Here is a 24,187-nt window from a genome sequence, read left to right as displayed (position 1 = left end):
GATCATTTAGTGGATTTGATGAGCCCAAGTGAAAACCTTCTCCTGTTCTTCTTGCTTCGGCGTGGTTGCCGCTTGATGGTCAATGCGAAGATGGGGCAGGATGTATTCTCCTACACGGTAAGCTTCTTCGAGCAATGGAACACCTGAGAATATAAAGGTTGAAATGCCCGCATCCTGATACTCTCTTATGCGTGCCAGAACGGTTGCCGGACTGCCTACGATCGTTGTGCCCGGACCTGGTCTTACCAGACTCATTCCGGCCCACAAATCCGGATAAATTTCAAGCTCCCGAGCGTCTTCAGGAATTTGACCGTTGTGATTGCGAAGCATGCGCTGCTGCCCCATCGAATCGCTGTTTCGAAGAATGGTCTGCATATTTTCCACGGTTTGCGGATCCATCGTCTTGAGCAGCCGATCCGCTTCTTGCCAAGCTTCTTCGTCCGTATCGCGAACGATCAGATATAGTCGGATGCCATACCGCATGGTACGCTCTTGCTCTGCAGCTAAAGCTTGAAGATCTTGAATCTTCTCGGCGACTTGCGGTGGCGTTTCCCCCCAGCTCAGATACGTATCGATATGCTTGGCTGCCGTGACATGAGCCGCTTGCGACGATCCGCCGAACCAGAGAGGCGGCGTTGGTTTCTGCGTGGATGAGAGCTGTAAGGCTTTGCCTTCGGCGGTAATATACTTGCCATGGAAATTCAGGCTTTCTCCGGCCACGGCTTGTTTCCACACCTGAATCCATTCATCCGTGTAGGCATAACGTTCATCATGCCCAAGCGTTGAACCATAGGCGCGCATTTGCGCCGTGTTTCCGTTCACGATGTTTAATAATACGCGTCCTCCGGAAAAATCATCGAAGGTTTGCGCCATTTTCGCGGCCAGCACGGGTGAAATCAATGGTGGATGCACAGCGATCAGAAAACGCATGTTGCTCGTGCTGGAAATAAGGGAGGAGCCAAGCACCCACGTATCATGCGGGCCCGTTGCCAGCAATGCGCCGGTAAACCCCAATTGGTCGACAGCCGAGGCAATCTGCCTTAGGTAAGGCAAATCGATTTTGCGCGCCCCCTCCGTTGACCAAGGACTGCGGCCATCCGGCGCGGTTAAATACCAATACACTTCAACGTTCTCTTTGTGTACAGCCATGCTATTCTCCTCCAATTTCTACGGGGACAGGTAAAACCGCCTCTGAAACGACTATTTCTTTGGGCAAAATATGCTGTCGTGCTAACAGATCGGCAACCCGCTGCTGTTCAGTTATAAATTCTTCGGTAATCGGCTGCAGCCCCCAAGGTCTCCGCTGAAGCGCGGCTTCCCATGAATCCACGGAAGGCCAATGGGGCAGGTCCCGGGCAAAAAGCTCTGCCGCTTCGCGCGTATTTTCCTGAATCCAACCATCGGCCTGCTGCAGAGCTTCGACAACGGCCTTGAGCAATTGCGGCCGATTCGTTGCAAAATCTCGGCTGGCAAACCATACGGAACGATGAGAGATATGAGATTCAAGCGGCACCAGCGTACGAATGAGTCCTTTGTTATGCAGCTCCGTAAGCTGTGGATCGTTGCCGACCCAAGCCTCCACTTCTCCGGCGAGCAGTGCATTTGCCCCATCATTGCCTATATCAACTCGAGCGACATCATCATAAAGAAGGCCTTCTTTATCTAGCGCGGTTGCCAGAAAACTCGTATGCCATGACCCTTCGGATAGCGCAATGCGCAACCCTTTCAAATCTGCAACGGATTGCACCGGCGTTGCTTTGCGAACGACCAAAGCTCCGCTAGCTGTACGAGGATTCGAGACCGCAACGTACACAATATCGATACCCGAAGCCTGCGCGGTTAACGGCGGGGTAGACCCTGTACCTCCAAAGTCGATTTCTCCGGAGGCGATGCGTAGAGGCGTCTTCGCTCCATCGTTGTAGTCGACCCAGGCAACGGATGCGTTATGGTCTTTAAGAATCTCTTCTAAAAAGCCTAAGCGGCGCAATACGAATAACGAATGATTATTGGGATGAACGCCGATGGTTACGTCTGCTTTACTTTGAGTCATATGAGGGACACTCCTTTAGCAATGTTATATTCAGCCGCGGCTAACGGTTCTGGAAGAATCCAGTCCCATACATTAACGGGATTCGGGAGAAAACCATGCTCGAACAGGAACCTGCTCTGGGCATCAAGCGCTGTTAAATAGTCTTCGCGCAGTGCCGGTCGAAGCGAAATATTGCGATAAGCGGATGCTACATATTCGGATGAAGCGCCGGTTTCCTTCGTAACGACCCGAATGAAATCATCGGGATGATCTTTGGACCAATCCGCGGCGCGAAGCAGAGAGGTGAGAATCTGTTCTACAACATGTTCCTGCTCCGTCAGTGCCGTATCGACCGTCACGGTTCGGGGCACGCCATTGTTGACTCGCACCAGCGGATCCGGATGGAACCCGAGCTCGATCACTTCCTTTAGGGCGGCCGTACGAGCGGCCTCAAGCCCGGTAGCTCCTTTGACAAAAACGGCATCGATCTCGCGCCGCTGCAGCGCCCCGATCTCGGTATTCCATGAATCCCTTCTTCCTTCAGGAACCGCCTCAAGATGAACGATGTTGACATCATCCAGCGTAAGATTCGCAAGCGAGAGCGCATTATGGAAACCGCGAAGCGCTTGGGCCGCTCGAAAATCAATCTCTAAATAACGATGACGAGGAATTCCGATTCGTTTTCCACGCAAATCGCCAGGCTCCTGAATATCCGAGTCAGGAAGGGTAAGGATGGCTTGATATTCATCGACCCAGCTTAGTCCGATAAGCCGCGTATCGCTCCCGGTGGAGCGCGCCCATAAAGCCGGAATGTTGCCTCCTTCCCGCACCAGGAAAGGCAAGGTGTGATTAAAATGCGCATGAGGCAAAGCGTGATTGGCGTTTCTTGTTAGTTCCGCCGCCGTGCATCCGGACTTTTCAAGCTCCTGTTGAAGAAGCCCGAGGTCAAGGGCCAAACTGGCTGCTGTCGGAACCGGGCAGCGTGTAATCCTGATTTCCTTAGCGATTTCTTGCGGGTTATCAATGTTAGGCATGCTTCAGGGCTCCTTTCTTTTTTCGGTTTCACGTCCGGTCAAACGCTCGCTTGTGATCCACCTCCTTCAAGAAATGGTTATCGAATGGCCATCCCAAGCGGGATGGTGTTAGAACCTATGACCCTTTCTTTAAGGGATAGGGGAGATCTTCTGCTTCATGTCGGCTTGCCGTTTCGGTTATGCCCATGACCCGTTTCAGGATGTGATCGATGAATGCTGCCACTTCGGCATTTCCCCGTTGACGGGGGCGCGGGAAAGGGACGGCTCGATCCATCGCGATACGGCCTTCTTCAATGAGCACCACGCGGTCGGCCAAAACGACAGCCTCTTCGACATCGTGCGTAATCAAGACGGTCGTGAATTGCTGCTGCTGCCACAGCGATTCGATTAATTGCTGCATTTCAATGCGGGTCAATGCATCCAGCGCTCCTAAAGGTTCATCGAGCAGCAATAATTTGGGCTGGCTGGCGAGCGCTCTTGCTAAGGCGACTCGTTGTTTCTGGCCGCCGGACAGTACCGACGGCCATTCATTGGCCCGTGCACTCAGTCCAACCTGCTCTAAAGCGGCTTCGGCTTTATGACGGTCTTCTTTTCGAAGTCCGATCGCTACATTATCGATGACCTTATTCCAAGGCAGCAGCCTCGCATCTTGAAACATCATCCGAGTTTCGGGCTGTACTTGCTGAACCGGATGGTCATTGATCCATATGTCTCCTGACGTGGATGGTTCCAATCCGGCGATCACGCGCAATAACGTGCTTTTCCCGCAGCCGCTTCGCCCGATGATGGCAATGAACTCTCCTGGCTTCACGTCCAGCTCAATGCCTTGAAGTACAGGTTGTTCGCCAAAGCTTTTCTGTAATCTTGTTGTACGAAGATGTACACCATGGGTAGAGGAATTCAGGGTCGACACATCCTTTCAGAGCTTACTTTTGATAGTTCGGGTTCCATTGTAAAAACCGCTTTTCTAAGAGCTTCGCGATGGAATCGGCCAGCTTTCCAAATAAGGCATAAAGCAAAATGGTAAGCAGAATGATATCGGTTTGCATGTATTCTCTTGCGTTCATGGCCAGAAAGCCGATGCCCGAATTCGTAGCGATCGTTTCGGATACGATTAGGGTCAACCACATGATGCCTAAAGCGTAGCGTAGTCCGACTAGAATGGAAGGCAGTGCGCCAGGCAGAACGACTCTCCAAAAGAGCGAAGCGGAGCGCAGCCCGTATACGTTCCCCATTTCGATCAACCCGTTGTCCACGGAGCGGATGCCGTGCAGGGTATTGATGTAGACCGGGAATAACACGCCGATCGCGACCAAAAATATTTTCGACTCTTCGCCAATGCCAAACCATAGAACGACTAGCGGAATCATCGCCAGATGAGGAACATTGCGTACCATTTGAATCGTGGTATCTAACAATTTTTCAGCAATGGAGGATAAGCCGTTCATAAAGCCCAGTACAAGACCGATCCCCCCGCCTATTAGGAAACCAATGAACGCTCTTTGAAAGCTGATCGAGATATGTTCGATTAATTCTCCTGACAACAGCAAATCCCTGAAGGAAAATAAAACGTCTTGAGGCAGGGGGAGGATTTTTCTCGATATCACATCAAGATTGGATAAGATGGACCACAGAACGATTAGTAAGATGGGGAGAACCCAAGGCAAACATTTTCCGATCAATGGATTGGAAAGAAACTTTCTCATCACTTCAACTTCACCTAGCTTTCAAAAAGAGGATGATCAACAATAAAAGGCCACAACTCCAGCAGATATCTGCTGAGGCTGTGACCTCCATTTGAATGGTCGGTATCTTTTTAATGTTTAATAATTCCTATAAGTTTAATATGGATTTGATTATACTTCCCGGTATTGGTTTCGTCAACCGGGAATTTCGAACGTATTCACGCTATGAAAGTGGAAAGAGCTTGAGCTACTAAAGCGGGGCTCGGTACCATTTGTAATAGGCCCGAAATGACGTTCTATTCCTGGGCACATCCTCAAATCTGCAGTATATTTAGAGAAGTAGATGATACCCAGACGCATCACGAGGAGGTTCACTCAATTAATGGAAGCGAATATAGAAACACTTCTCCGTATATTGGGAGAGCATCATAAAGAGACCCACGGTATTCCGAAAGCGGACATTCAGGCTAAAGAACAAAGCCTAGGCTTTTCGTTGCCGACTGCATTACGGGATTATTATATGGTTTTGGGTCGTTCTCCGTATATCACCCAAGGGTGTAATAACCAATATGAACCGCTCCTGCTGCAGGAAGTCTTCATTCCTGATGATACTTTTTTTACGACAGACAAGGCGTTTCTGGTCTTCTATCAAGTGGAGGAGTCCGTGATCTATTGCGGGATCCGCATTCAGGATTTGGAGCAGGAGGATCCACCGGTTTACCTGTGCGCGTGGAACTTACCCGACTGGCAGCTGGAAAATCGATCGCTTCAACGCTTTCTCGCTGGCAAGGCACTCGTTCAGTTGGGCGTTGAGGATCGGCTGCCGTATTGGGCCATATTTGATGAGAGCACGTGGAGCTTGTTCGATTACTGCAGCAGTATGCATTTGGAGCGAGAGCATGAGCTAGAAGAAGGGTCAGAGCTGAATGCATGGAAAATCTACGTAAAGGACGATGTGCTGATCGTATGTGAACTTGACGTATCCGAAGAAGAGACGGATGAGCCGTTGGCCATGTATCTGACCTCATTTCAGAGAGCAAGCATAGAAAGTCTGCTGAGCGAGATGGGTAAGGCAAGCAACTTGCCTACATTTCGCACGAATTTGTCAGCACAGTGACAGGTTGAGGGAGCGAGTACCACAAAGTAACTGCGAATGGTTGATATGGTTATGGTCCAATAGATTGAATGGGGGAAATATATTGTAGATTCGTTTGCATCTCGAGAGAGGTGCTTTTTTTCGTTATAAGGTTCCTTACGATTTCTTCACTAATTACAGCAAGATCTGAAAAGTAAGGGCACGCTATATTTGTTAAGTTATATTCGACAAACATAATAAGGAAGGGGCTGTAGCAAAGAAAATTCAAAATATCCTCGTTGGATGGTTAGAGTCGAAAACCTGTCATGTCGAGAAAAGATGTGGCGATCATGTGATTAATATCTAGAAGTGGAGGAATCATCGTGAATATAGAGCTCAATACAGAGGTAAGTAAATCAATAATAACGGCACATGTTCTCAACCGGTGGTCAGGATTTATGGCAATAATAGCGGGGGTTCTATATATCGTCATTCAGTTTATCCACCCGACAGATGATATCTCTTCTGTGCACACAAACTCATGGGTAGTGGTGGCATGCCTGACTATGGCTATGTCGTTCTTTAACCTGATCGGAATTACGGGATTCTATGTACGCCAAGCGAAAGAAGCGGGGTGGCTTGGCCTGATCGGTTTCCTTTTATTCAATCTGTTCTGGTTAATCTCATTAATCTTTAGTTTCATCGAAGCATTCGTTTTGCCGTTGTTGACAAGTGATGCTGATAAGTTTGTGGTAGGAATGGTTGGGCTCTTTGGAGGAACAGTCAGCGAGGTTCATCTGGGGATCTTCCCAATATTAGCACCGCTCGCGGGCGTATTGTATATGCTAGGAGGTCTGCTGCTAGGCATCGCCGCATTACGTGCCAGAGTCTTCCCCCGCCCAGCAGCAATTCTGCTGGCCTTCGCTGCTGTAGTGACCTTTGCCGCTGCAATCATTCCCCATCCGTTTGATCGGGCATTGGCGATACCGATGGGCGTTGCTCTTATATGGATCGGATATATTATTTGGTCGGAACGTAAGTGAACATCGAATTAGAGATGTGCAACATTAAATGTCCAGATCGTCAGGAAGTTTCTTGATGGGTGCATAGATATGGTAGGCTGAATCCAGATTGTGGACGTCATTAAAAACTTGGATAAGTTCAATATCCGATTGATCGGACTCTTGCTTGGAAATCTTTAAGAATCTTGCATAGTCTGTTTTGAGCACTTCTCCAATATCAAGCAGGTCACCAAAATAGTTGAACCTCGCACAAAAAATAGTCGGTATATCAACCGTGAAATAAAAGGGTTTATGAATTTGAATGTCACTTGGGATTCCGAACAGCACTTTGAACCGGGTTGAATTGGGTTGACAGTTTGAATAAATGACAAAACAAGAACCATTTATGTTTTCATCAATATGATTCAGCAGCATTTTTGAATGGGAGTGAATCTTCTGCTTGTAATCATCGGTGGCTAGGTCCACTTCAAAGGCAATCCCGCTGATTCGGATCTCTTTGAACTCTGTCAGTGTGAAGTCCGTGACGATATCACCATGAATATTTTTAAATGGTCTTTTAACTACAGTAGGTATTTGAGTCGGAGTGATTGGCTTGAACCTTGTTCTTAGCGAGCTTGGAGCTACGCCGTAATGTTGTTTGAATGCCCGGGTGAATGAGGCCTGCGTACCAAAGGCTAACTGATAAGCAATATCGGTTAATGACAAGTTGTTGTTATAAATGAGTGATAAAGCGGCATTCAATCTTCTAGATAGGATGTACTGATTTAACGAACAGCCCATCATGGCAGAAAAAAGCCTATGAAAATAAAATTTGGACATATTGAAAGTAAGCGCAACGGATGACACGGATAAAGGCTGTTCTAAATTTTCCTCGATATGAATCAATGCTTGTTCTATTATCCTATGATGGTTCATACGAACTCCTTCGTCACGCACTCTAATTTTTTGTGCTAAGTATACCACACGCGTTATACCGCTTAGAAGGCAATTCGCAATCTACTGACCAAGTAGGTCACTACTGCTGGGATACATTAGTTGGTATAATGGAAAATTGATTAAGCTAACTGGAAACGAAGTTTAATAAAAATAGCGGCCGACCAAGATTTATTTCTGACATCTTAGTAGCCGCTTTTTCATTAATTTGTCTTCAAATGCTCCTCAAGATATAACGGTGAATCATCTATCTAAGCAAGTACTCTCTCCCAAAATGAATAAGCAGCCCAGACCCTACCGCCCACAAGATAATACTAATGGTCTGCCAAATGATGATATTTTTCTTATCCGCATTGGCCATCGTGCAAATTAATGCGCCTATATGGTTAGCCCCAATGATTGGCCCTAATAGGGAAATGCCAGGAACGCCATATCGATTGAAATACACTTTACCTTTTTGAAAACGTCGATAAACAAAACTATCGCTTCTATCACTGAAAAATCTGGATTTGATCCACGAAGAGGAAATGATTACGGTCAAGACCGAAAGCCAGTTGCCCAAGATGGCCAGAACAGCAATTGGAATGAATGGGAGCTTCAGTAGCACTCCCAGAGGCACCGCTACATGAGCCTCGAGGAAAGGGATAAACGAGATTGCGAACACAGCTATAAATTGATAAAGAACTGGAATATGCTCTACTTTTTGCAAAATATCTTGTATCAATGTATTCCCACCTTAATGATAATATGGATGTTTTACTCCGACTCCGACATCATGCGCATGGCATCCTTGATGAAGACTTTTTCCTCATCGGTAAATGGATCCAATATATTGAATGTTTCAGCCTCGGGAGCATCTTCTTGAAGCTTTGCCATCTTGATTAGTGTTTGTTTATGGAGAAACATCAATCTCCTCATACATTCTAGCGCTTCTTCAGATTCAGGGCTTGTCTTTGACATGACTAAGTAATTCTTGAGAATAAGCTATAGTACTCTTGGTCGAGCTTGAATCGCTCTGGATCTCGAAAGTTATAGATTTTATACAGGTTCCGTTTGTTTTCATCCAGATTCTCTTCTTCCCAAAGGATGGAGTGCATAATAAAGCAAAAGGATCTGATATCCACTGAGTTTTCATTCGAAATGATCATATCCATATGATTTAATTGGTCGATCATATCCTGTATTCTTTCTAGCTCCGCAGTGAGCTGTTTTCTTTTGAATTGTATCGTGCTTTTGATCTGCTCTTGTTCGATATGGGCATACTGCAATATGTTCGCAATATCCTTCAGCGAAAAACCTATGAATTTCAATGCCTGAATCTGTTGGAGACGTACCAAGTCATCCCTACTGTACAGCCGGTGTCCGCCATCCTTGTAATCGCTGGGTGTTAACAAGCCGATTTTGTCGTAGTATCTTAACGTTCTGACCGATTCGCCAGTGTGGTTCGATAATTGTCCGATAGTCATCATTTGATCTAACATTTTAGCGCCTCATTTCGATGGATCTCTTTATTTTTGATGTAAGGTATTGCCGGATAATGATAAGGTTTCTGAAGAGCGATGCAAAACATAGCAAACAATATGATGAAGGTTTCAATCATTAAAAACGTATACTTAAACCACTGGGGCAGAAAGCTGCTGGTTAGAAAGAATGGGAAGATCGTGAGGTGAAAATTTAATGCTTTTCTGCTGGCTTCCCGGTAATATCCGTTTTGCCTCCTCGTTACCATGAACATAACCAATGGAGGAATTACCCCTAGAACCAGAGAAGTCCCAAGCATGATTTGTACCGTCATTTTTTCTTTTCTTGTGGTTAATTTCATTCTCGTCACCTTTCGTATAAGAAGTCTGAATCATATCTTAAAAGGTGACGCGGGTAGAGGTTCAAGCATTTTTTTAATGGGGGGAATAAGAAAAGACGGCGATAATGACTGACCGATTCTGTCAGGGATAGAGGGTTATAATTAGTTTTAAATAAGTCGATATGTTATGAGCGTGCTATATATTGTTTAGGAGGAACGATAATGGATTGGAATTACTATGATACATTTATTACCGTTGCTGCAGATTGCCCTGTTGAGACTGGAACGCAGCCGCCGGACAAGAAAGACGGAAAAACCAAGCCGGGAATCGAGTTTGAGTTAATCACGAATAATCCGTACGCCTATACCCAGGAGGAGCTCTTGTACGAAGTGCATATCCGGCACAAAAACATTCCGGAGACGGAGTTAGCCGAGAGAGGGAACCAGATTCGAGACGAGTTTTTTAGGAAGCCTCAACCATGCTTGAGAGCATCGATGCTCCCGAAGAAATACGGGTGGGGTATTCATTTCAATGCGAAGGGGCAAATCGCGATCGTTCCGGTGGAATCCCCCGACTATCGGCGCTTTGTGGAAGGAGCCAATGGGAAGGTGAAGCTGCTCGCCGCCATGAGAAACAAGAAGAAGTGAGTCCAATCACAGGCTCAGTAGATACATGTTTGATTTGATCAGTGTCCCCCCTATATAAAAAAAGCAACCCCCAAAGCCCACGATAAACGTGGTCTCTTTAGGGGCAGCTCCGTAAACCTTACATACAACTCCAATTGCCTCGCTCTACAACTTACTTCGCACTAGGCAGCAATTTATTCAACAAGATCGCTGCAAGCGAAGCAGCCAGAATCGGTGATCCGAGCAAATACTGCACGAACGTAGGCAGAGTGTACAAGAAATCTTTAGGAATAAGCACTAACGCTAACGTCAAAATCATCGGGATCGCAATAATGTACATTTCTTTTTCCCCGATTTTCACGTTCTTCATGACCTGGATCCCGTTAATCGAGATGATGCCGCAGACGATGGCGAATACGCCGCCGATGACCGCGGTTGGGATCGAGGAGATCAAAGCGGCCAATTTGCCGGAACAGCCGAAGAGGACAAACCATCCGCCTACCGCCAAGAAGACCCGGCGACTGGCCACACCCGTGATGGAGATAATGCCTGCATTCGTGGAATAGCCGGTAACCGGCGTGGAGCCGAGTCCTGAAGCAATCAGGCAGCTAATCCCTTCGCCAATTACCCCACGGTTAATATTCTTATCCGTTAACGGTTTATCGATGACGTTACTGATGGCAAACCACGTACCCGTTGTTTCCGCCAGCAGTACGAGGTAAATGATGACCATGGTGATAATCGCCGAGAAGTCGAAGGAAAAGCCAAAATCCTTAAACGGAATTTGTGGCATGCTGAACCACTTGGCGTTTGCGACAGCGCTAAAATCCAGCACACCCATAAAGTTGGCGGAGATACATCCGATAATTAATGCGACCATTACGGACGTAACGCGGAATATCGCGCCTCTTGTTCGGAACAGAGAACCCAGGATGACGAACAGGATGAGTGCAGCCGCTGAGATCAGGGCCAGCAGCACGTTCTGATTGATGGTAGCGTCCGTGGCGCCGTAGATATTGTCTCGAATCGCAACAGGCAATAACGACAGACCGACAATGAAGATGATCGTGCCCCCGACAATTGGAGGGATGAAGGATTTAACGATTTTATTGAAAACTCCCGTATATCCCAAAATAATGACGAGGATCGCGCCAATCAAGCTCGCGCCCAGTACGGAACTCCAACCCATCTCCCCTCCGCCGCTGGCGGCATAGATGGCGACAATCGCGCCGAGTGGAACATAGGAAGGACCCTGCGCCATCGGCAGCTTCATACAGAAATACGTTTGCACGATCGTGGCAAGCCCGGCCGCAATAAACGTGGATTGAATCAATGCGCTGGACTGATTAGGCGCCAAGCCGATTAACATGGCAATCAGGAAAGGGACGACATAGACGTCCATCGCGACGACATGCTGTAAACCGAGAATGGCGGATTTCCCGAATGATATTTTGCCGTCGGGCGGAACCGTTAAATGCTGCTGTGACTTCGTTTGCTCGTCATTTTGCTTGTCTGCTTGTGTATTCACTCCGCTGGACACCTCGAATGTTAGGATGAATTGCTTTTTGAACAACCTCTATCTTTCTTAACGCGTATGAACCTTTTCCCCTTGCACCCACACCTCGCGAATATGTTCAGGACGTGCCAGATACATGATCTTCTGAAAAATATCTTGTGCGTCTTCATTCTCATCAAAAATCGGCAGCTTGGCGGATGGAAGTCTCGTATCGATTACCTGCACATCCCATGCGTAGTTTTCTTGAATGCGGCCAATCGGCAGGCTCAGACTTTCGCCGCCTCCGGCCGTGGCCAGATAGAATGCCTCATGGACCGTAATCCGCGACTCGGGCACGCCGCGAGCTTCCGCAGGAAGGGAGGTGTTCACGCCATCTTCCAGCATCCTCGAGGACATCACAGCTTGTCGAATATTATCGAAGAGACTCGGTGAGAAGCCGCCGGATAGATCCGAGCCTAAACCGATCTCGACATTCTTGGCGTGGAAGCGGGCGACCGGGATGACGCTGTTGGCGAAATATGCGTTGGATATTGGGCAGTGCGCGATCGCGGTGCCGGTGTCAGCGAACAATTCGGCATCCTGATCATCGAGAAAATTACAATGAGCCATGACCGATTTATCGCGCAGCAGGCCAAAATCATGCAGGGCAAACGCATCGTTTTTCTGGAACCGATCTTTCACATAGCCGTGCGCCCAATCGCTTTCGCTGCAGTGGGACTGCACATACGTGTCGTATTTGGCTGCAAGTTCGCCTAAACCCTTCAGCCCCTCATCGGTGCAGCTTGGAATGAAGCGTGGGGTCACGACGGGATACACGCCTTGTTTGGTGGTCTTGGCGAGTTCCTTTACAGCGATAATAAATTCCTCCGTATCCGCCAGTGCCGTGGATGTGTCCGCATCGCGGTAGTAGTCCGGATTCTGCTCGGGATCGTCCATGACGACCTTTCCGACAAGTCCGCGTTGGCCTTTGCTCGCACAAATTTGGGCTAACAACAAGCTGGCTTCTTTATGCACCGTGGCAAAATAAAGCGCCGTCGTTGTTCCGTTGGCCAGCAGGGTACTTACCACATCGTCGTAAACCTTTTGCGCAAACGCCAGATCGGAGAATTTGGATTCCAGCGGGAACGTATAGGTATTCAGCCAATCGTAGAGCGGAATGTCCAATGCGGTTCCGGATTGAGCCCATTGCGGGGCATGAACATGCAAGTCGACAAAACCAGGCAGGAAATACTGTCCTTCCTCTAGTCGGTGAAAGCTGTCTGTGCCTTGATACGTATCCAGCAAGGATTGATAGTCGGCGTCTTCCGGTGCCACGACTCGCTCAATCATGCCGTCCGTGTTGATGCAGTAAAGATAGTCTCTCAATACTTGAATTTCTTTGGGAGATTTGCTTGAAAAAGAAGTCCCTTGAAATAATAACATATATTTACTCATTTTTACCGCCTTAATGTTCGTTTTTTGGAGCGCTTTTGTCATTATAGTCCGTTAAAAAAGAGATGTCCATAGTTTAAAGGCGAATAGATATGAGCTTGAGTTATTAACGAAGACTCCATAGTGACAACAGGTCAGGAACACGATTGAGATCATTCGGAGTTGCCCGGGGGATACAGGGGGGCTTCTTCATGAGAGATAACGTCCGCAGCCTTTTTTGTATAGAGAAAAGGATATCAGCCGGCCCTCACAGAATAACTTGAAGCTGCAATCATTTTTGAGACTTGAAGGGGATTTGAAATGAAGACTAAATTGATCATGGTCGAAGGTCTGCCGGGTTTCGGCAAATCGACGACGTCCCGTATGATTTATGATATTTTAACCGAACGAAACATGGAGACCCGGCTTGTGATGGAAGGGGATGTTGACCACCCGGCAGATTATGAGGGAACGGCGTGTTTAACGGAGGAAGAACTCGGGCGGTTGCTGCAAGACGCAGGCTCCTTTAAAGAAATATTGATCGAACGGGCCGCCAAAAAAGGCAGCTGGAATCTCATACCCTACCAGAAGCTGAAGAACGAATACGGCACGTCTTTTCCGGATGATCTATATCATTCCTTGTCCAGGCAGGATATTTACGAGCTCCCGCTGGATCTCAATAGAAGACTCATCACCGAGCGGTGGGAGGCATTTGCAGAGCAGGCGTTGCAAGAGCCCGCCGTTATGATTTTTGAGTGCTGCTTCATTCAGAATCCGGTGACCGTTGGCATGGTGAAATATGATGCGCCGGATGACCAAGTGATGGACTACGTGCTGGGGCTGGAAAAAGCAATCCTTGGCCTGAATCCCGTATTGCTCTACATTGAACAGGACAACCTGGAATACGCATTCCGCAAGGCCATCCGGGAACGCCCGGAGGCATGGTCCACAGGATTCGTCCATTATTACACGCAGCAGGGATACGGCAAACATCGCGGTCTGGAGGGTGTCGAAGGGACGCTGGAAGTATTGAAGGCCCGGCGCAGGCTGGAGTACCGGATCTTGGACAGTCTTGGACTGAACAAGGAACGAATGAACAACTCCCATTATGATCAAGAGACGTACAGAACCATGCTGATAGACAAGCTGAAGCTGCATAAGGTCATCCAATAATACTATTTTGTGAATAAGGAAGGACGATTTGATGAAGGGTCTTCTAACGATCATGCTGCTCTATATGGCGGCTCTATTAACAGGCTGCGAGAACGAACCCGGTTGGGAAACGATGCAGCTGCTGGACGAGAAGGTTGTCGAAATTCGGATTTCGGCATTTGAGTCATGGGACGAGATGAACGGGGATACACTGTTTTCTTTCAAGGAGGCAAAGGCTGTAAGCGCATTTGAGGAAGCGATCCGTACGGCCCGCAAGCAGCCAGATGATGCCAAAAGAACGGACCCGGATTACGACGTGATGGTTATCTATGATCAGCAATCCCCGATTCACGCCATTAAGCTGTGGTTGGGGGAAGAGGGTCAGGGAAGTGTGTTTAGCTACGGTTTCAAAGATTGGGGAGAAGATGTATATGTGGTTTCCGCCAAACATACGGATCGGATGAGAGAATTCATTTTGCAAGAGGGGCATTAACGCCGTAGCGGAGGGAATCTCTTTTTTATGTTCAGTAGCTGGAGATGATATAAAAGCCAGTTTAGTAGGTTATTCAATCTGTATATCTGTCTTGGGGAACAATAAATAACGCCGAACGCCTCATATCCCATAAAATAACGACTTAGACGTATAAAATCAGGGGATTGGGAGATGAATGAATACATCATTCAGGAGGCGATGAAGTGAAGAAGAAGTCCAACACGTTAAAATATATGGCTGGAGCATTTCTTGCCGGAGCCCTGCTGTTTACAGGAATTTTGTTCGCTGCTGGGAATCCCGAAGGAACTTTAGCTGCGATTAAACACACGATGTCTAAAATAAGCTACTACGTGAACGGCAAGGATAACTCCACCGCTGACGGACCAGATGGGCAACAAGGGACGGCGGCCTCGGATTCCGAGACTCCTACCGGCAGCAGCGATGTACCCGCTCGCATGGTTTCGGATCCGGTTAATCAACCCGTGTTCTGGGACCAGGCTTTCAGGAAGGAATCTCTGGGACATCTTGAAGTCCAGCTGTACAATGCGGCGGGGGAGTCTGTCGGTTCCGCTATCTTGGAACAGATCAATGACGGGGTGAAGGTGAAGATCACCGCATCCGGCTTCACACCAGGCAAGCATGGGTTCCATGTACATGAGAACACGATCAAAGATAGGGATTTGAAATCTGCCGGTGGGCATTTTAATCCGACCGACAAGCATCATGGCCTCAAGCATCCACAAGGAAGCCATGTTGGCGATATGCCGAATCTGGTCGCAGGCGCAGACGGCACCGTGGAAGCGGAGACCATCATTCAGCATGGCACCCTTAAAAAGAACCAGCCAAACTCGGTGCTCGGACGCTCGCTGATCATTCATGCCGAAGAAGATGACGGCGTAACCGATCCATCGGGCAATTCCGGCGACCGGGTAGCCGGGGGGAATATTCCGGAGTAACCTGCAAGCTACAGGTAACATGTGGTTTGTAGCATATGAATGTCAGTGAAAGACGCATCTCTTTAGGAGGTGCGTTTTTTTGTGATGCTTGTGTGGCGGGACATGCTAGAATAGAACCATCATAAACTGTTATTGGAGGTATCTTTCATTGATCATTCAACTGGGCGATTTTGAAGTGAATTCCGGACAATTGGTTGTCGCGGATCCGTGTTATGAATTGGATACGAACATTATCATCATGGGCGTGTTGGATGCTGTATTAAATGGAACGTGGGCCTCGGAAGTGGAGAAGGTGGAGATCCCGGATTGGGGCGAAGCCAACGCCAAGTTAACGGCTTACCATCACTCGGCAGCTGAACAGGGGGCATTCCTGGAATGGATCAAGTGTCCTTTTGTAGCTGGGGTGGATAGCGGGCAGGCCGGGATTTTTGATATTCAGAAGTACCGAATCCCTGACGCTGATGCGACATCGGATAGCTCGGATACGGATAGTGACTGGTATCTTGCATGCTGCAATATCACCGAGAGCGGAGAAGAAGCGGGTGTCCTGGATGGAGGCGTCGTATCCCGGACCGGCATTGGCGATGGTGCATATGGCGTGTATAAGGCCGTGAATGAGCAGGATCAGGTGGTTGGCGTAAAAATTGTGTTTATTAAGAGCTAGTTGAGTGTCAGTGTAACCAAATAGGAGCAAGCGCGAACAGCCATGGAAGGCATCCTTTTATGGCTGTTTTTATTGGAGATACGCCATAATTGCCTGCCAAGGCTGTGACTATACATAGAAAGTAGGTATACAATGAATAAGGATTTTCTTTACAGTAAGCCATTTTAAGGAAGGCGAGCCCAATTACCAAGTAATCTTAAGTTTATTAGGCGAAAACGTTGTTAAGGAAGTTCGAGGCGAGAAATATCTGTATTGTCTAACTGAGACTATGCGATCTTATAACGATATAAAAAGAGTTGAGATAGAAGTTGATGTGGAAAGATTGAAACTAGAAAAAATGAGTTTATTCGTTAATTCGGACACATATGGAGCTTTTGAGGACGAAATAATTAGTTCAAACCATGATGTACACATTCAAAAAACAAGTGATGTTTTATCAATTTCTGTCAATGATAAGACCATCGCAGTATTAGCGATTTAGTTACTGACGAATACTGTGGTAATAGGTTTTACAATACAACTAGCGCATTTGAATCATAACTGATAACATCATAGGCACAATCCTTAGCCGAGCAAAACTCAGGGCCGCTCCCTGTATTCGCTCGGTTTTTTCATTATGACTGCCTTCCTATGAAGTTGAAACAAAATTGAGACAGTCTTTGTTCCATAGTTATATTACACTTAATTGAAGATGTTGAATTTTATCAGATCACGTCGTGTTTCTATGACTCATCGATGATTGTACTGATGCAAAGGAGAAACCTGTTTATGAAAAAAATGTCCATCATGCTGGCAGTAACGCTCATTTTTTCGATGGTGCTTGCTCCCTTGGCTTCCGCTCAGCCCGTGCTCCGGGCTGGTAACGACTCGGTCCCGTCAGAAGCGGACGGTTGGGTGTGGGTTGGGACCGCTGAAGAACTGGATTATATCAATCGGAACCAAGCGAACTACCTGGATCGGAATATCCGATTGACCGGCGACATCGATATGACCGGATACGATTGGGTACCCATAGCCGATGAAGCGACCGTCTTCAGTGGTATTTTCGACGGAAGGGGACACCGGATCGAAGGTCTCACCATCGATGGAGGAGCTCTACAGTATGTCGGCTTCTTCGGCCGCGTATCGGGGACCATCCGTAATCTAGGCCTTTCCGCACAAGTCAACGGCGGCAGTTATGCCGGCGGATTGGTGGGACATCTGATCGGCGGCAGCATCATCAACTCGTATTCGGAGGGTACTGTTACTGGCGGCAATACCGGTTATGGAGGCTTGAGTGCAGCCGGCGGCTTGGCCGGGGCGGCCAATGGCGATTCGACCATTCTTCGCTCATCTTCATCCGCTGCCGTGAAAAGCGGCGATGCTTCCAATCAGTTTGCCGGGGGGCTTGTCGCTTCTCAGGGTACGGGCAGCATCAACGACTCGTATGCCACAGGGACGGTCGCGTATACGGGGGGCGATCACTATTTCTATGGAGGCGGATTGGCCGGACATTTGATATACGGAACGATAGCCAATAGTTATTCTTCAACTGCAATCATGCAATCCGGAAGTATCAGCTATAGCACAATAGGCGGTTTTATCGGAATCATATCGAATGCTTCGATCAACTCCTCGTATTTTGATAAAGTAGCATCGACCCAAGCCAGTGGCGTGGGGTTTGTGGGTAACTTAGGCCAGCCTCATCTCACAGGCCTAACTACCGACGAGATGAAGGCTGCCTCCAATTATGGCGGCTGGGATTTTGCGAATACGTGGGCTGTCCACACTGGCGTCAATGGGGGCTATCCCTATCTGCGCCCTGACATTTTGACAACCGATCTGCCGCGGTCGGTCAAGGACGATCCTTATTCGATCGCGATTGACGCTTTCGATGGTTCAAGGGGCGGGCTGGCATGGAGTGCCTCTGGACTTCCAGATGGCCTATCGCTGACTGTCTATGGAACAATCGAAGGCAGTCCTACGGTGAGCGGCGAGTTCCCGGTTACAGTTACGGCGACCGATGCAGGCCATAACACCGTCAGCGCGGTATTGACTCTGTACGTGGATGAGCCGGCACCGGACATCGACGGGCTTGCTATTAGTCCAGGCAGAGCGAACGGTTCGATGAGCGCGACGGCGGTTCCAGGCGATCCCGGGCATACATTCGCTTATCTGCTCGAGAAGGATGCGGGGATGCGTCCTCTGGTGGGTGATGCGCTGCCTGGCGAAGCGGTCTTGTACTCGCTAGGTACGGACATTTTGGATCCAGTCCCGGGTCAATATCTTCAGGTATTTGAACTGGATGGCCAGCAGCGCATCCAGGCATGGAGTAGCATCCAAGTGGAAGCGGCCCATATACGCAATACAATCCCAGTTATGGGAGTGACGCTGGATCAGACGGAATTGACGTTTTCGGCAGGAGGTGCTTCACAGAAGCTGACAGCCGTCCTTACGCCGGTGAATGCGACGAACCCGGCGATTTCTTGGATCTCCAGCGATCCGGCCGTCGCCGAGGTGGATCAGAGCGGCGAGGTGACGCCAATCGCTGAAGGTACGGCGGTCGTTACAGTGACGACTGCCGACGGAGGGTACACGGCCACCGCTGCGGTGACGGTACAGTCAGCTCCAGCGGCTACGGGGACGGTTATCGGCGCGGTGTACGGCACTGGAAATACGCCGCTGGCTGGTGCGACGATATCCACTGGCGGAGTGACGGGCGTCACCTACTCTAGTGGGGATTTTGCGTTAACTAATGTGGCAGCAGGCCTCCATACACTCACGGTGACGGCAGCGGGTTATGGCAGCTATGCGACAACCGTGAATGTCTTAGCGGGAGAGACGGCCGACGTAGGACGCATCGATATGAGAGCTGCCTATTCCCCGGAACCGGAATCTCCATCCTATAGCTGGGTTCCAACTCCTACCCCTATTCCTGCGCCGGATCCAAGAATGATCGTAACGATCAACGGCAAACAAGTTCGGGTAACCGCCAAAAAAGAGCAGGAGCATGACGGGCGCACCGTTCTGAGACTGATACCGGACTCCGATCTGGTTCGGTCATGGACCGCTGGCGGGGAAGATATCGTCATTGACATCGACAATGAGGATCCGGTGGTGAAGGTCGATCTCCCGGCTGAAGCGTTGCAGGTTCTCCTTGCGGCGAAGCCGAGTGCAGCCATTCGGATTGGGGTGAACGGGGCAAGCTACAGCGTTCCGCTGCACGTGCTAAGTGACCTCCCGAACCGAGCGACCGTAACGGTTGTCATCGCGAGAATGACGGATTCTGCAAGCCGTGAGCTGGATGAGGAATTGACCCGTCAAGGCTATGACATGCTGGCTAGGCCGACGAGCTTTGAGCTATACAGCGACGGCAATATAAAAATCGAAGCAGAAGGCACGTATTTGGAGCGCACATTCTCGATGAACGGTGCGGCAGAACCCGACCATTCCACCGTCGTGTGGGTGGATGGCGCAGGGAAGCCGCGCTTCGTCCCTTCTGTTTTTGAAGGGGAGACAGCGACTTTTTATGACGCATATAACGGCGTGTTCACCGCGGTTCGCTCCAACCGAACCTTCGAGGATATCCAGGGACATTGGGCGCAAAGCGACATCGAGCGGCTGACGAACAAGCTGATCTTGAACGGATCGGCTAACGGCACGTTTGATCCTAACCGTACGGTGACCCGCGCCGAGTTCGTTGCGATGCTCGTACGTGCGCTCGGACTCGCCGAGAAGCCGCAGCTTACTTCCTATTCGGACGTGTGGCCAAACGAAGTTTGGTATGCCGGTGCGATAGGGGCAGCATCCGCGGCTGGCTTGATTGAAGGCTATGCCGACGGTTCGTTCCGACCGGACGCTAGGGTCACGAGAGAGCAGGTGGCGGTTATGCTGGCCAGAGCAGCACGATATGCCGGCGAGCTTCCGCCAAAGGACGCTTCGACGTTGGATAGCTTCTCGGACCATGCCCAGGTATCCGATTGGGCCAAGGGAGCGACTGCCGACCTGTTGGCCGCGGGCATGATCGAAGGGGTCGAGAAGGCTGCGTTCGCTCCGCAGACGCTTGCCACTCGCGCACAAAGCACGGTTTTCTTAAACCGAATGCTGCTCTACTTGAATTTCATGAACTGATTGCAGCTGAATAGATGGCGCGCACATTCCAACCGAGAATGTGCGCGTTTTTTTGCGTTTATTCCGTTATGGAGCCTATTCGTAGACTCGAAACATAGTATAGTATAAAAAAATAGCAGGTTTATTAGTTGTAAGATTCAACGGGCGAGAAGCGGATGGAGTGAGGATGTAACGAATGGAGAAGATTGCAAAACATCGCATTATCGGTTTGGATCGGGAAATGATGAGTTTCACGGATTGGCTGGCGGATTCCCGGGCGCAGACATCCATTTTTTCAATATCAGGAATTGGCGGCATTGGCAAAACAACGCTGCTGCTGCAAATGGCCCGCACGGCAAGGCAGTCCTCGGTGCGTTCTCTTTGGCTGGACGGGCAAGGAGGTTTAACGACGTCGGGCGCTTTTCTGGCGAGTCTGGAGATGAGTCTTGCAACTGAATACGGTAGAACCAGGGCTCCGGAATCCGCGCTGCTGCCATACATCGTTAACGAGCTTCAGCTGCAGCGTACCGTGTTGTTCATAGACAATGGTGAGGAGATCGAAAAGCTGGAAGGGTGGCTGTTCTCCAGATTTCTTCCTGAGTTGAAGTCCGCCCGCGTGCTGATCGTATGTGCCTCGCGCAATGGACTGCCGCTCAAATGGCAGACGAATCCGGAATGGAAGTCCCGAATGAAAAGGTTCTCTTTGCGGTTGTTTACTCGAGAAGAGGTCTACGATTATTTAGGCGGCAGCGGCTTGTCTGCGGAATGGCAAAGGGCTATTGCCGAGAAGACGGAAGGCCATCCGTTGTCGCTTGCCTTGACCGTGGATATGTTGCTTTCCGAGTCTGTAGAGCAGTGGGATGTATGGCGAGAGGTTCCGGCTGTATTGAGCGCCGAATTTTTGCGGGAAGCGGCGTCTCCTGGCGTGTACCGTGCGCTGACGGTTTTGTCGCTTCTGCCTGTTGCCGACGAGAACATGCTGAACCGGTTGTTGGACGCACCCTTGGAAGGGGCGGACTATTACCATCTGAGGGCGCTTTCGTTCGTACGGGATACGGTGGATGGGATAACGCTGCACCAGGTCGTTGCTCGAATGTTACGGGATGACTTTACGCGCAGAAACCCCGAACAATTTGAAGCGGTTCGCCATCAGGTGTTCGTCCTGCTGGCGGAACGATTCCATTCGGTCGACCAACGCATGCAGATGCACCTGAGCGCCCACATCTTGGAGCTGTACCGTGAGTTTCTGCCCTCGGCGCATGCGTATGCCAATTTCTCGTCAAGCCTGAAACCCGGCGAGCATAAGCCGTTTGGACAGGAGGATCTGCCGTATTTGCAGCGCTTTTTGAAGGAATCCATTCAGGGTTCCGACTGGCAGTCCGAACTGGTCGACTCTGCCGATTGCCCGGTTTTGCTGGAGGAGATTGCAGCTCATTTTCCTGAAGGAATCTTTATCGTGCGGGACGAAAAAGGGATACCGCTGGCGTTCTGCGCAGGCGTATGGCTGCATGCCTTGAGCTTGCCATTGTTGGAACGATATGCGCCTGGGTGCAGGGGGATGCTGGGGGAGGAAGTATCTTCGCTGCATCGGCTGCCACCGGAGGCAGCCGATACGATATTTGTGCTGTTATCCGCGGTAAACTCCGAACAATCCTTGTATCGTCCCGAGGAGCTGGGGGCCATGCTGATGCAGCAATGGCTGGTCCACATGACTGGCGGTTTGCGGGGGATTTTGGCGGCGGGGGATCCACAATTGAATTCCTTATTGTCGATTCTGGGATTCAAAGCGTGCGGGAAAGCGACGGGATATGCGGGCATCGAATTGACGACATGGGAACTGGATTTTAGGCAAACGAGCTTCGATCAGTGGATTCAGCGGATCATCCGGCAAACGGAGACAGCAGCAGGACAACCGGCACATCAGCGGGAGGATGAGTATCCCCCGGCCATTGATCGAAGCGTAATGAAGCAAATGCTGGAACGGCTGTTCGATCCCGACAAGCTGGAGGAACTCCCTGTCGTTCGGCGATTGGGTTGGGACGGGATGCAGGTGAGGAACATCATTCAAGGGATTCTGGCCGACGGACGTCCGATGGAACCTTTGACGCTGTTGGAGAAGGAAATTCTCATTGCAAGTTATTTGCGCAAGGATCGGAACAAAAGCCAGCTCGCAGCATCCTTCCATATGAGCAGAGCTACCTTCTACCGTTATATGCGTTTGGCCCAAAAACATCTGGCTTTTGTGCTAAGCGATTTGATGAGGTCCGGATTCTGAGCACGCATAGTAAAGGCGTAATTAAGTTATAGGATCCCATAGCACCTTTACGCAGGTTGTAGCATAGGACTGCAAGTGAAATACGCATCTCTTTAGGAGGTGCGTTTTTTGAGTTCTATATTTCTAGAGATACACACGATACTGCTATAACGGAGGTTAGCACGATACTAGAAGCATAGTACTGTGGGGCTTCTGAACCAAAAGGCACGATTCTTCCAGATTGCATACTCTCATGCCATTGATATGAAGGACTCTGGAACCTTTTCCATATCCTAGAAGAAGGATACAATTAGGTCCAATGAAACGTTGGAGAGGATGCAAATGCCTAGAATACTCGTTCCGCCCGAGGTGCTGATTCGGGTATCGGAGGAAGCTGCCAGGGCAGCGGAAGAACTGGAAACGACCAAGAATCGGCTGGACCAGCAGATTACGTATATGATGTCTTCGTGGGAAGGAACGACCCGTTCGCGGTTTTTCGAAGATTTTCAGCATGCCCATGGGGAAATGAATAAAACGATTGAGCATCTCAGGATTATCGGCCAAGAATTGAAAGGCATTGCCTTTCGGTTTATTTCAGCCGATATGCATGAAGATCTCATGATTGCGGCAGCTGCAGCGAGTGGCGCTAATGAGCCCAAAACGTTCTGGGACCATGCGGGGGACTTCTGGCAGGGACTGCAGACCGGTGCGAAGTCCGTGGCAAATTCGGTGAAGGATACGGCGACATCCTTGGTAGAAGACCCGCTTGACACCGCTAAGGATATGGCCTATAACATGACCATTGGGACGATCGAGGAGGCTGCCGAAACGGTGGTCTGGGGAGGCAAAATGATCTTTGATGCCGATACCCAGGATAAATTCGCCGCAGACGTCGAGGCGTCGGGCGGTGCGTTCAATTTTGCCGGACAGCAAGCAGCCATGGCCATCGCCGGCTTGACCACGCGCCGGTTTGGCGTGAAGACTCACCCGAACCTGAAGAATGATTCGGGTGGGGATGGGGGGGAAGGTTGATGAGGCTAAGGGTAATGTTCAAACTGGAGGAAGAGAACTTTCAGTTGATGAATATCTAAAACGGCTTGATACAGCAGATGCAATGTATGAAACCTTTAGAAAATCAAATGAAGATGTTCAGAGTATTGCAAAAAATACAGGTATGCCCGAGAATAAAATTCAAAGAATAAAAGACCACTTGTTTTTTAAAGAGCACATTAAAGAACATGGTGTTGGACGCTTTGAAGCAGATTATGAAATTGCACAAGCATGGGATAGACTTCAAAAAGGGATATTTAAACAACAAGATATTGACTTATTAAATCATGAACTTTTTGAATCGAAATTTGAAGGTATTTTTAAAACAGACTATAGGACTGCACACGATAGAACAGTTGATTCGGGTCGTCCCTGGTATCCACCTGAGGAGGAGTGA

General features: G+C 49.2%; 23 protein-coding genes. 11 read left to right on the top strand and 12 right to left on the bottom strand.

Annotated elements, in window-relative coordinates; all coding sequences use genetic code 11:
- Positions 1 to 6: 6 nt before the first annotated feature.
- The 5 genes from AK95_RS18625 to ssuC all read right to left on the bottom strand — a co-directional run bounded on the left by AK95_RS18625 (position 7) and on the right by ssuC (position 4,769).
- A complete protein-coding gene (locus AK95_RS18625; protein WP_071221392.1) occupies positions 7 to 1,149 on the bottom strand; it encodes an LLM class flavin-dependent oxidoreductase in 1,143 nt (380 codons plus the stop codon).
- A gap of 1 nt (position 1,150) precedes the next feature.
- The gene (locus tag AK95_RS18620) at positions 1,151 to 2,050 is read right to left on the bottom strand and encodes an aliphatic sulfonate ABC transporter substrate-binding protein (RefSeq protein ID WP_071221391.1); all 900 of its coding nucleotides are present in this window, start codon (positions 2,048 to 2,050) and stop codon (positions 1,151 to 1,153) included.
- Entirely contained in the window at positions 2,047 to 3,063 is a 1,017-nt protein-coding gene (locus AK95_RS18615) for an ABC transporter substrate-binding protein (RefSeq protein ID WP_071221390.1), read from the bottom strand. Before AK95_RS18615 ends, AK95_RS18620 begins: the two co-directional genes overlap by 4 nt.
- Before the next feature lie 115 nt (positions 3,064 to 3,178).
- The gene (locus AK95_RS18610) at positions 3,179 to 3,976 is read right to left on the bottom strand and encodes an ATP-binding cassette domain-containing protein (RefSeq protein WP_071221389.1); all 798 of its coding nucleotides are present in this window, start codon (positions 3,974 to 3,976) and stop codon (positions 3,179 to 3,181) included.
- A 13-nt stretch (positions 3,977 to 3,989) separates the two neighbouring features.
- Positions 3,990 to 4,769: an aliphatic sulfonate ABC transporter permease SsuC gene (gene ssuC / locus AK95_RS18605; protein WP_071221388.1), complete on the bottom strand. Its 780-nt coding sequence runs from the start codon at positions 4,767 to 4,769 to the stop codon at positions 3,990 to 3,992.
- A gap of 361 nt (positions 4,770 to 5,130) precedes the next feature.
- On the opposite strand from ssuC, the gene AK95_RS18600 reads away from it, so the two are divergent.
- Positions 5,131 to 5,865 (top strand): SMI1/KNR4 family protein, encoded by a 735-nt coding sequence (locus AK95_RS18600; RefSeq protein ID WP_071221387.1) that lies wholly within the window; start codon positions 5,131 to 5,133, stop codon positions 5,863 to 5,865.
- Between the two features lie 341 nt (positions 5,866 to 6,206).
- Positions 6,207 to 6,866 carry a hypothetical protein gene (locus AK95_RS18595; RefSeq protein ID WP_071221386.1) on the top strand — a complete coding sequence of 220 codons (660 nt, stop codon included), beginning with the start codon at positions 6,207 to 6,209 and terminating at the stop codon, positions 6,864 to 6,866.
- A 24-nt stretch (positions 6,867 to 6,890) separates the two neighbouring features.
- On the opposite strand, the gene AK95_RS18590 is transcribed toward AK95_RS18595, so the two are convergent.
- The 5 genes from AK95_RS18590 to AK95_RS18575 form a co-directional block, all read right to left on the bottom strand.
- On the bottom strand, positions 6,891 to 7,760 hold the full coding sequence (locus AK95_RS18590; RefSeq protein ID WP_071221385.1) for a helix-turn-helix transcriptional regulator: 870 nt from the start codon (positions 7,758 to 7,760) through the stop codon (positions 6,891 to 6,893).
- A 265-nt stretch (positions 7,761 to 8,025) separates the two neighbouring features.
- Positions 8,026 to 8,502, bottom strand: coding sequence for a small multi-drug export protein (locus AK95_RS18585; RefSeq protein WP_071221384.1), 477 nt, complete (start codon positions 8,500 to 8,502; stop codon positions 8,026 to 8,028).
- Between the two features lie 32 nt (positions 8,503 to 8,534).
- Positions 8,535 to 8,684 (bottom strand): hypothetical protein, encoded by a 150-nt coding sequence (locus tag AK95_RS34850; protein WP_235613148.1) that lies wholly within the window; start codon positions 8,682 to 8,684, stop codon positions 8,535 to 8,537.
- A gap of 56 nt (positions 8,685 to 8,740) precedes the next feature.
- A complete protein-coding gene (locus tag AK95_RS18580; protein WP_071221383.1) occupies positions 8,741 to 9,259 on the bottom strand; it encodes a MerR family transcriptional regulator in 519 nt (172 codons plus the stop codon).
- The gene (locus tag AK95_RS18575; protein WP_071221382.1) at positions 9,253 to 9,600 is read right to left on the bottom strand and encodes a magnetosome magnetite crystal formation protein family; all 348 of its coding nucleotides are present in this window, start codon (positions 9,598 to 9,600) and stop codon (positions 9,253 to 9,255) included. Before AK95_RS18575 ends, AK95_RS18580 begins: the two co-directional genes overlap by 7 nt.
- 201 nt (positions 9,601 to 9,801) lie before the next feature.
- Here AK95_RS18575 and AK95_RS18570 point away from each other — a divergent pair, with 201 nt between their 5' ends.
- Complete coding sequence (locus tag AK95_RS18570) at positions 9,802 to 10,227, top strand: DUF6157 family protein (RefSeq protein WP_083397661.1); 426 nt, start codon at positions 9,802 to 9,804, stop codon at positions 10,225 to 10,227.
- A 151-nt stretch (positions 10,228 to 10,378) separates the two neighbouring features.
- Here AK95_RS18570 and AK95_RS18565 read toward each other — a convergent pair whose 3' ends face one another.
- Positions 10,379 to 11,734, bottom strand: coding sequence for a uracil-xanthine permease family protein (locus AK95_RS18565; RefSeq protein ID WP_071221609.1), 1,356 nt, complete (start codon positions 11,732 to 11,734; stop codon positions 10,379 to 10,381).
- Between the two features lie 57 nt (positions 11,735 to 11,791).
- The gene (guaD, locus tag AK95_RS18560) at positions 11,792 to 13,156 is read right to left on the bottom strand and encodes a guanine deaminase (RefSeq protein WP_071221380.1); all 1,365 of its coding nucleotides are present in this window, start codon (positions 13,154 to 13,156) and stop codon (positions 11,792 to 11,794) included.
- A 297-nt stretch (positions 13,157 to 13,453) separates the two neighbouring features.
- On the opposite strand from guaD, the gene AK95_RS18555 reads away from it, so the two are divergent.
- From AK95_RS18555 to AK95_RS18520, 8 genes are all read left to right on the top strand, one after another.
- Positions 13,454 to 14,305, top strand: a complete 852-nt coding sequence (locus tag AK95_RS18555) for a P-loop NTPase family protein (protein WP_071221379.1) — start codon at positions 13,454 to 13,456, stop codon at positions 14,303 to 14,305.
- 31 nt (positions 14,306 to 14,336) lie between these two features.
- Complete coding sequence (locus AK95_RS18550) at positions 14,337 to 14,777, top strand: YhfM domain-containing protein (protein ID WP_071221378.1); 441 nt, start codon at positions 14,337 to 14,339, stop codon at positions 14,775 to 14,777.
- Positions 14,778 to 14,980: 203 nt separating this feature from the next.
- A complete protein-coding gene (locus AK95_RS18545; protein WP_071221377.1) occupies positions 14,981 to 15,733 on the top strand; it encodes a superoxide dismutase family protein in 753 nt (250 codons plus the stop codon).
- Between the two features lie 148 nt (positions 15,734 to 15,881).
- Positions 15,882 to 16,397 (top strand): DUF4241 domain-containing protein, encoded by a 516-nt coding sequence (locus AK95_RS18540; RefSeq protein WP_083397660.1) that lies wholly within the window; start codon positions 15,882 to 15,884, stop codon positions 16,395 to 16,397.
- Between the two features lie 768 nt (positions 16,398 to 17,165).
- Positions 17,166 to 20,507, top strand: coding sequence for an S-layer homology domain-containing protein (locus AK95_RS18535; protein ID WP_071221376.1), 3,342 nt, complete (start codon positions 17,166 to 17,168; stop codon positions 20,505 to 20,507).
- A 175-nt stretch (positions 20,508 to 20,682) separates the two neighbouring features.
- Positions 20,683 to 22,761: an ATP-binding protein gene (locus AK95_RS18530; protein WP_071221375.1), complete on the top strand. Its 2,079-nt coding sequence runs from the start codon at positions 20,683 to 20,685 to the stop codon at positions 22,759 to 22,761.
- Positions 22,762 to 23,082: 321 nt separating this feature from the next.
- Positions 23,083 to 23,772 carry a WXG100 family type VII secretion target gene (locus tag AK95_RS18525; RefSeq protein ID WP_071221374.1) on the top strand — a complete coding sequence of 230 codons (690 nt, stop codon included), beginning with the start codon at positions 23,083 to 23,085 and terminating at the stop codon, positions 23,770 to 23,772.
- Positions 23,756 to 24,187 carry a hypothetical protein gene (locus AK95_RS18520; RefSeq protein ID WP_071221373.1) on the top strand — a complete coding sequence of 144 codons (432 nt, stop codon included), beginning with the start codon at positions 23,756 to 23,758 and terminating at the stop codon, positions 24,185 to 24,187. The genes AK95_RS18525 and AK95_RS18520 overlap by 17 nt, the downstream gene beginning before the upstream one ends.

The organism is Paenibacillus sp. LC231, from assembly GCF_001860525.1.
GTDB lineage: Bacteria > Bacillota > Bacilli > Paenibacillales > Paenibacillaceae > Paenibacillus_AQ.
The sequence above is the reverse complement of the archived record's forward strand: the minus strand, read 5'-3'. Positions and strand labels throughout refer to the sequence as shown.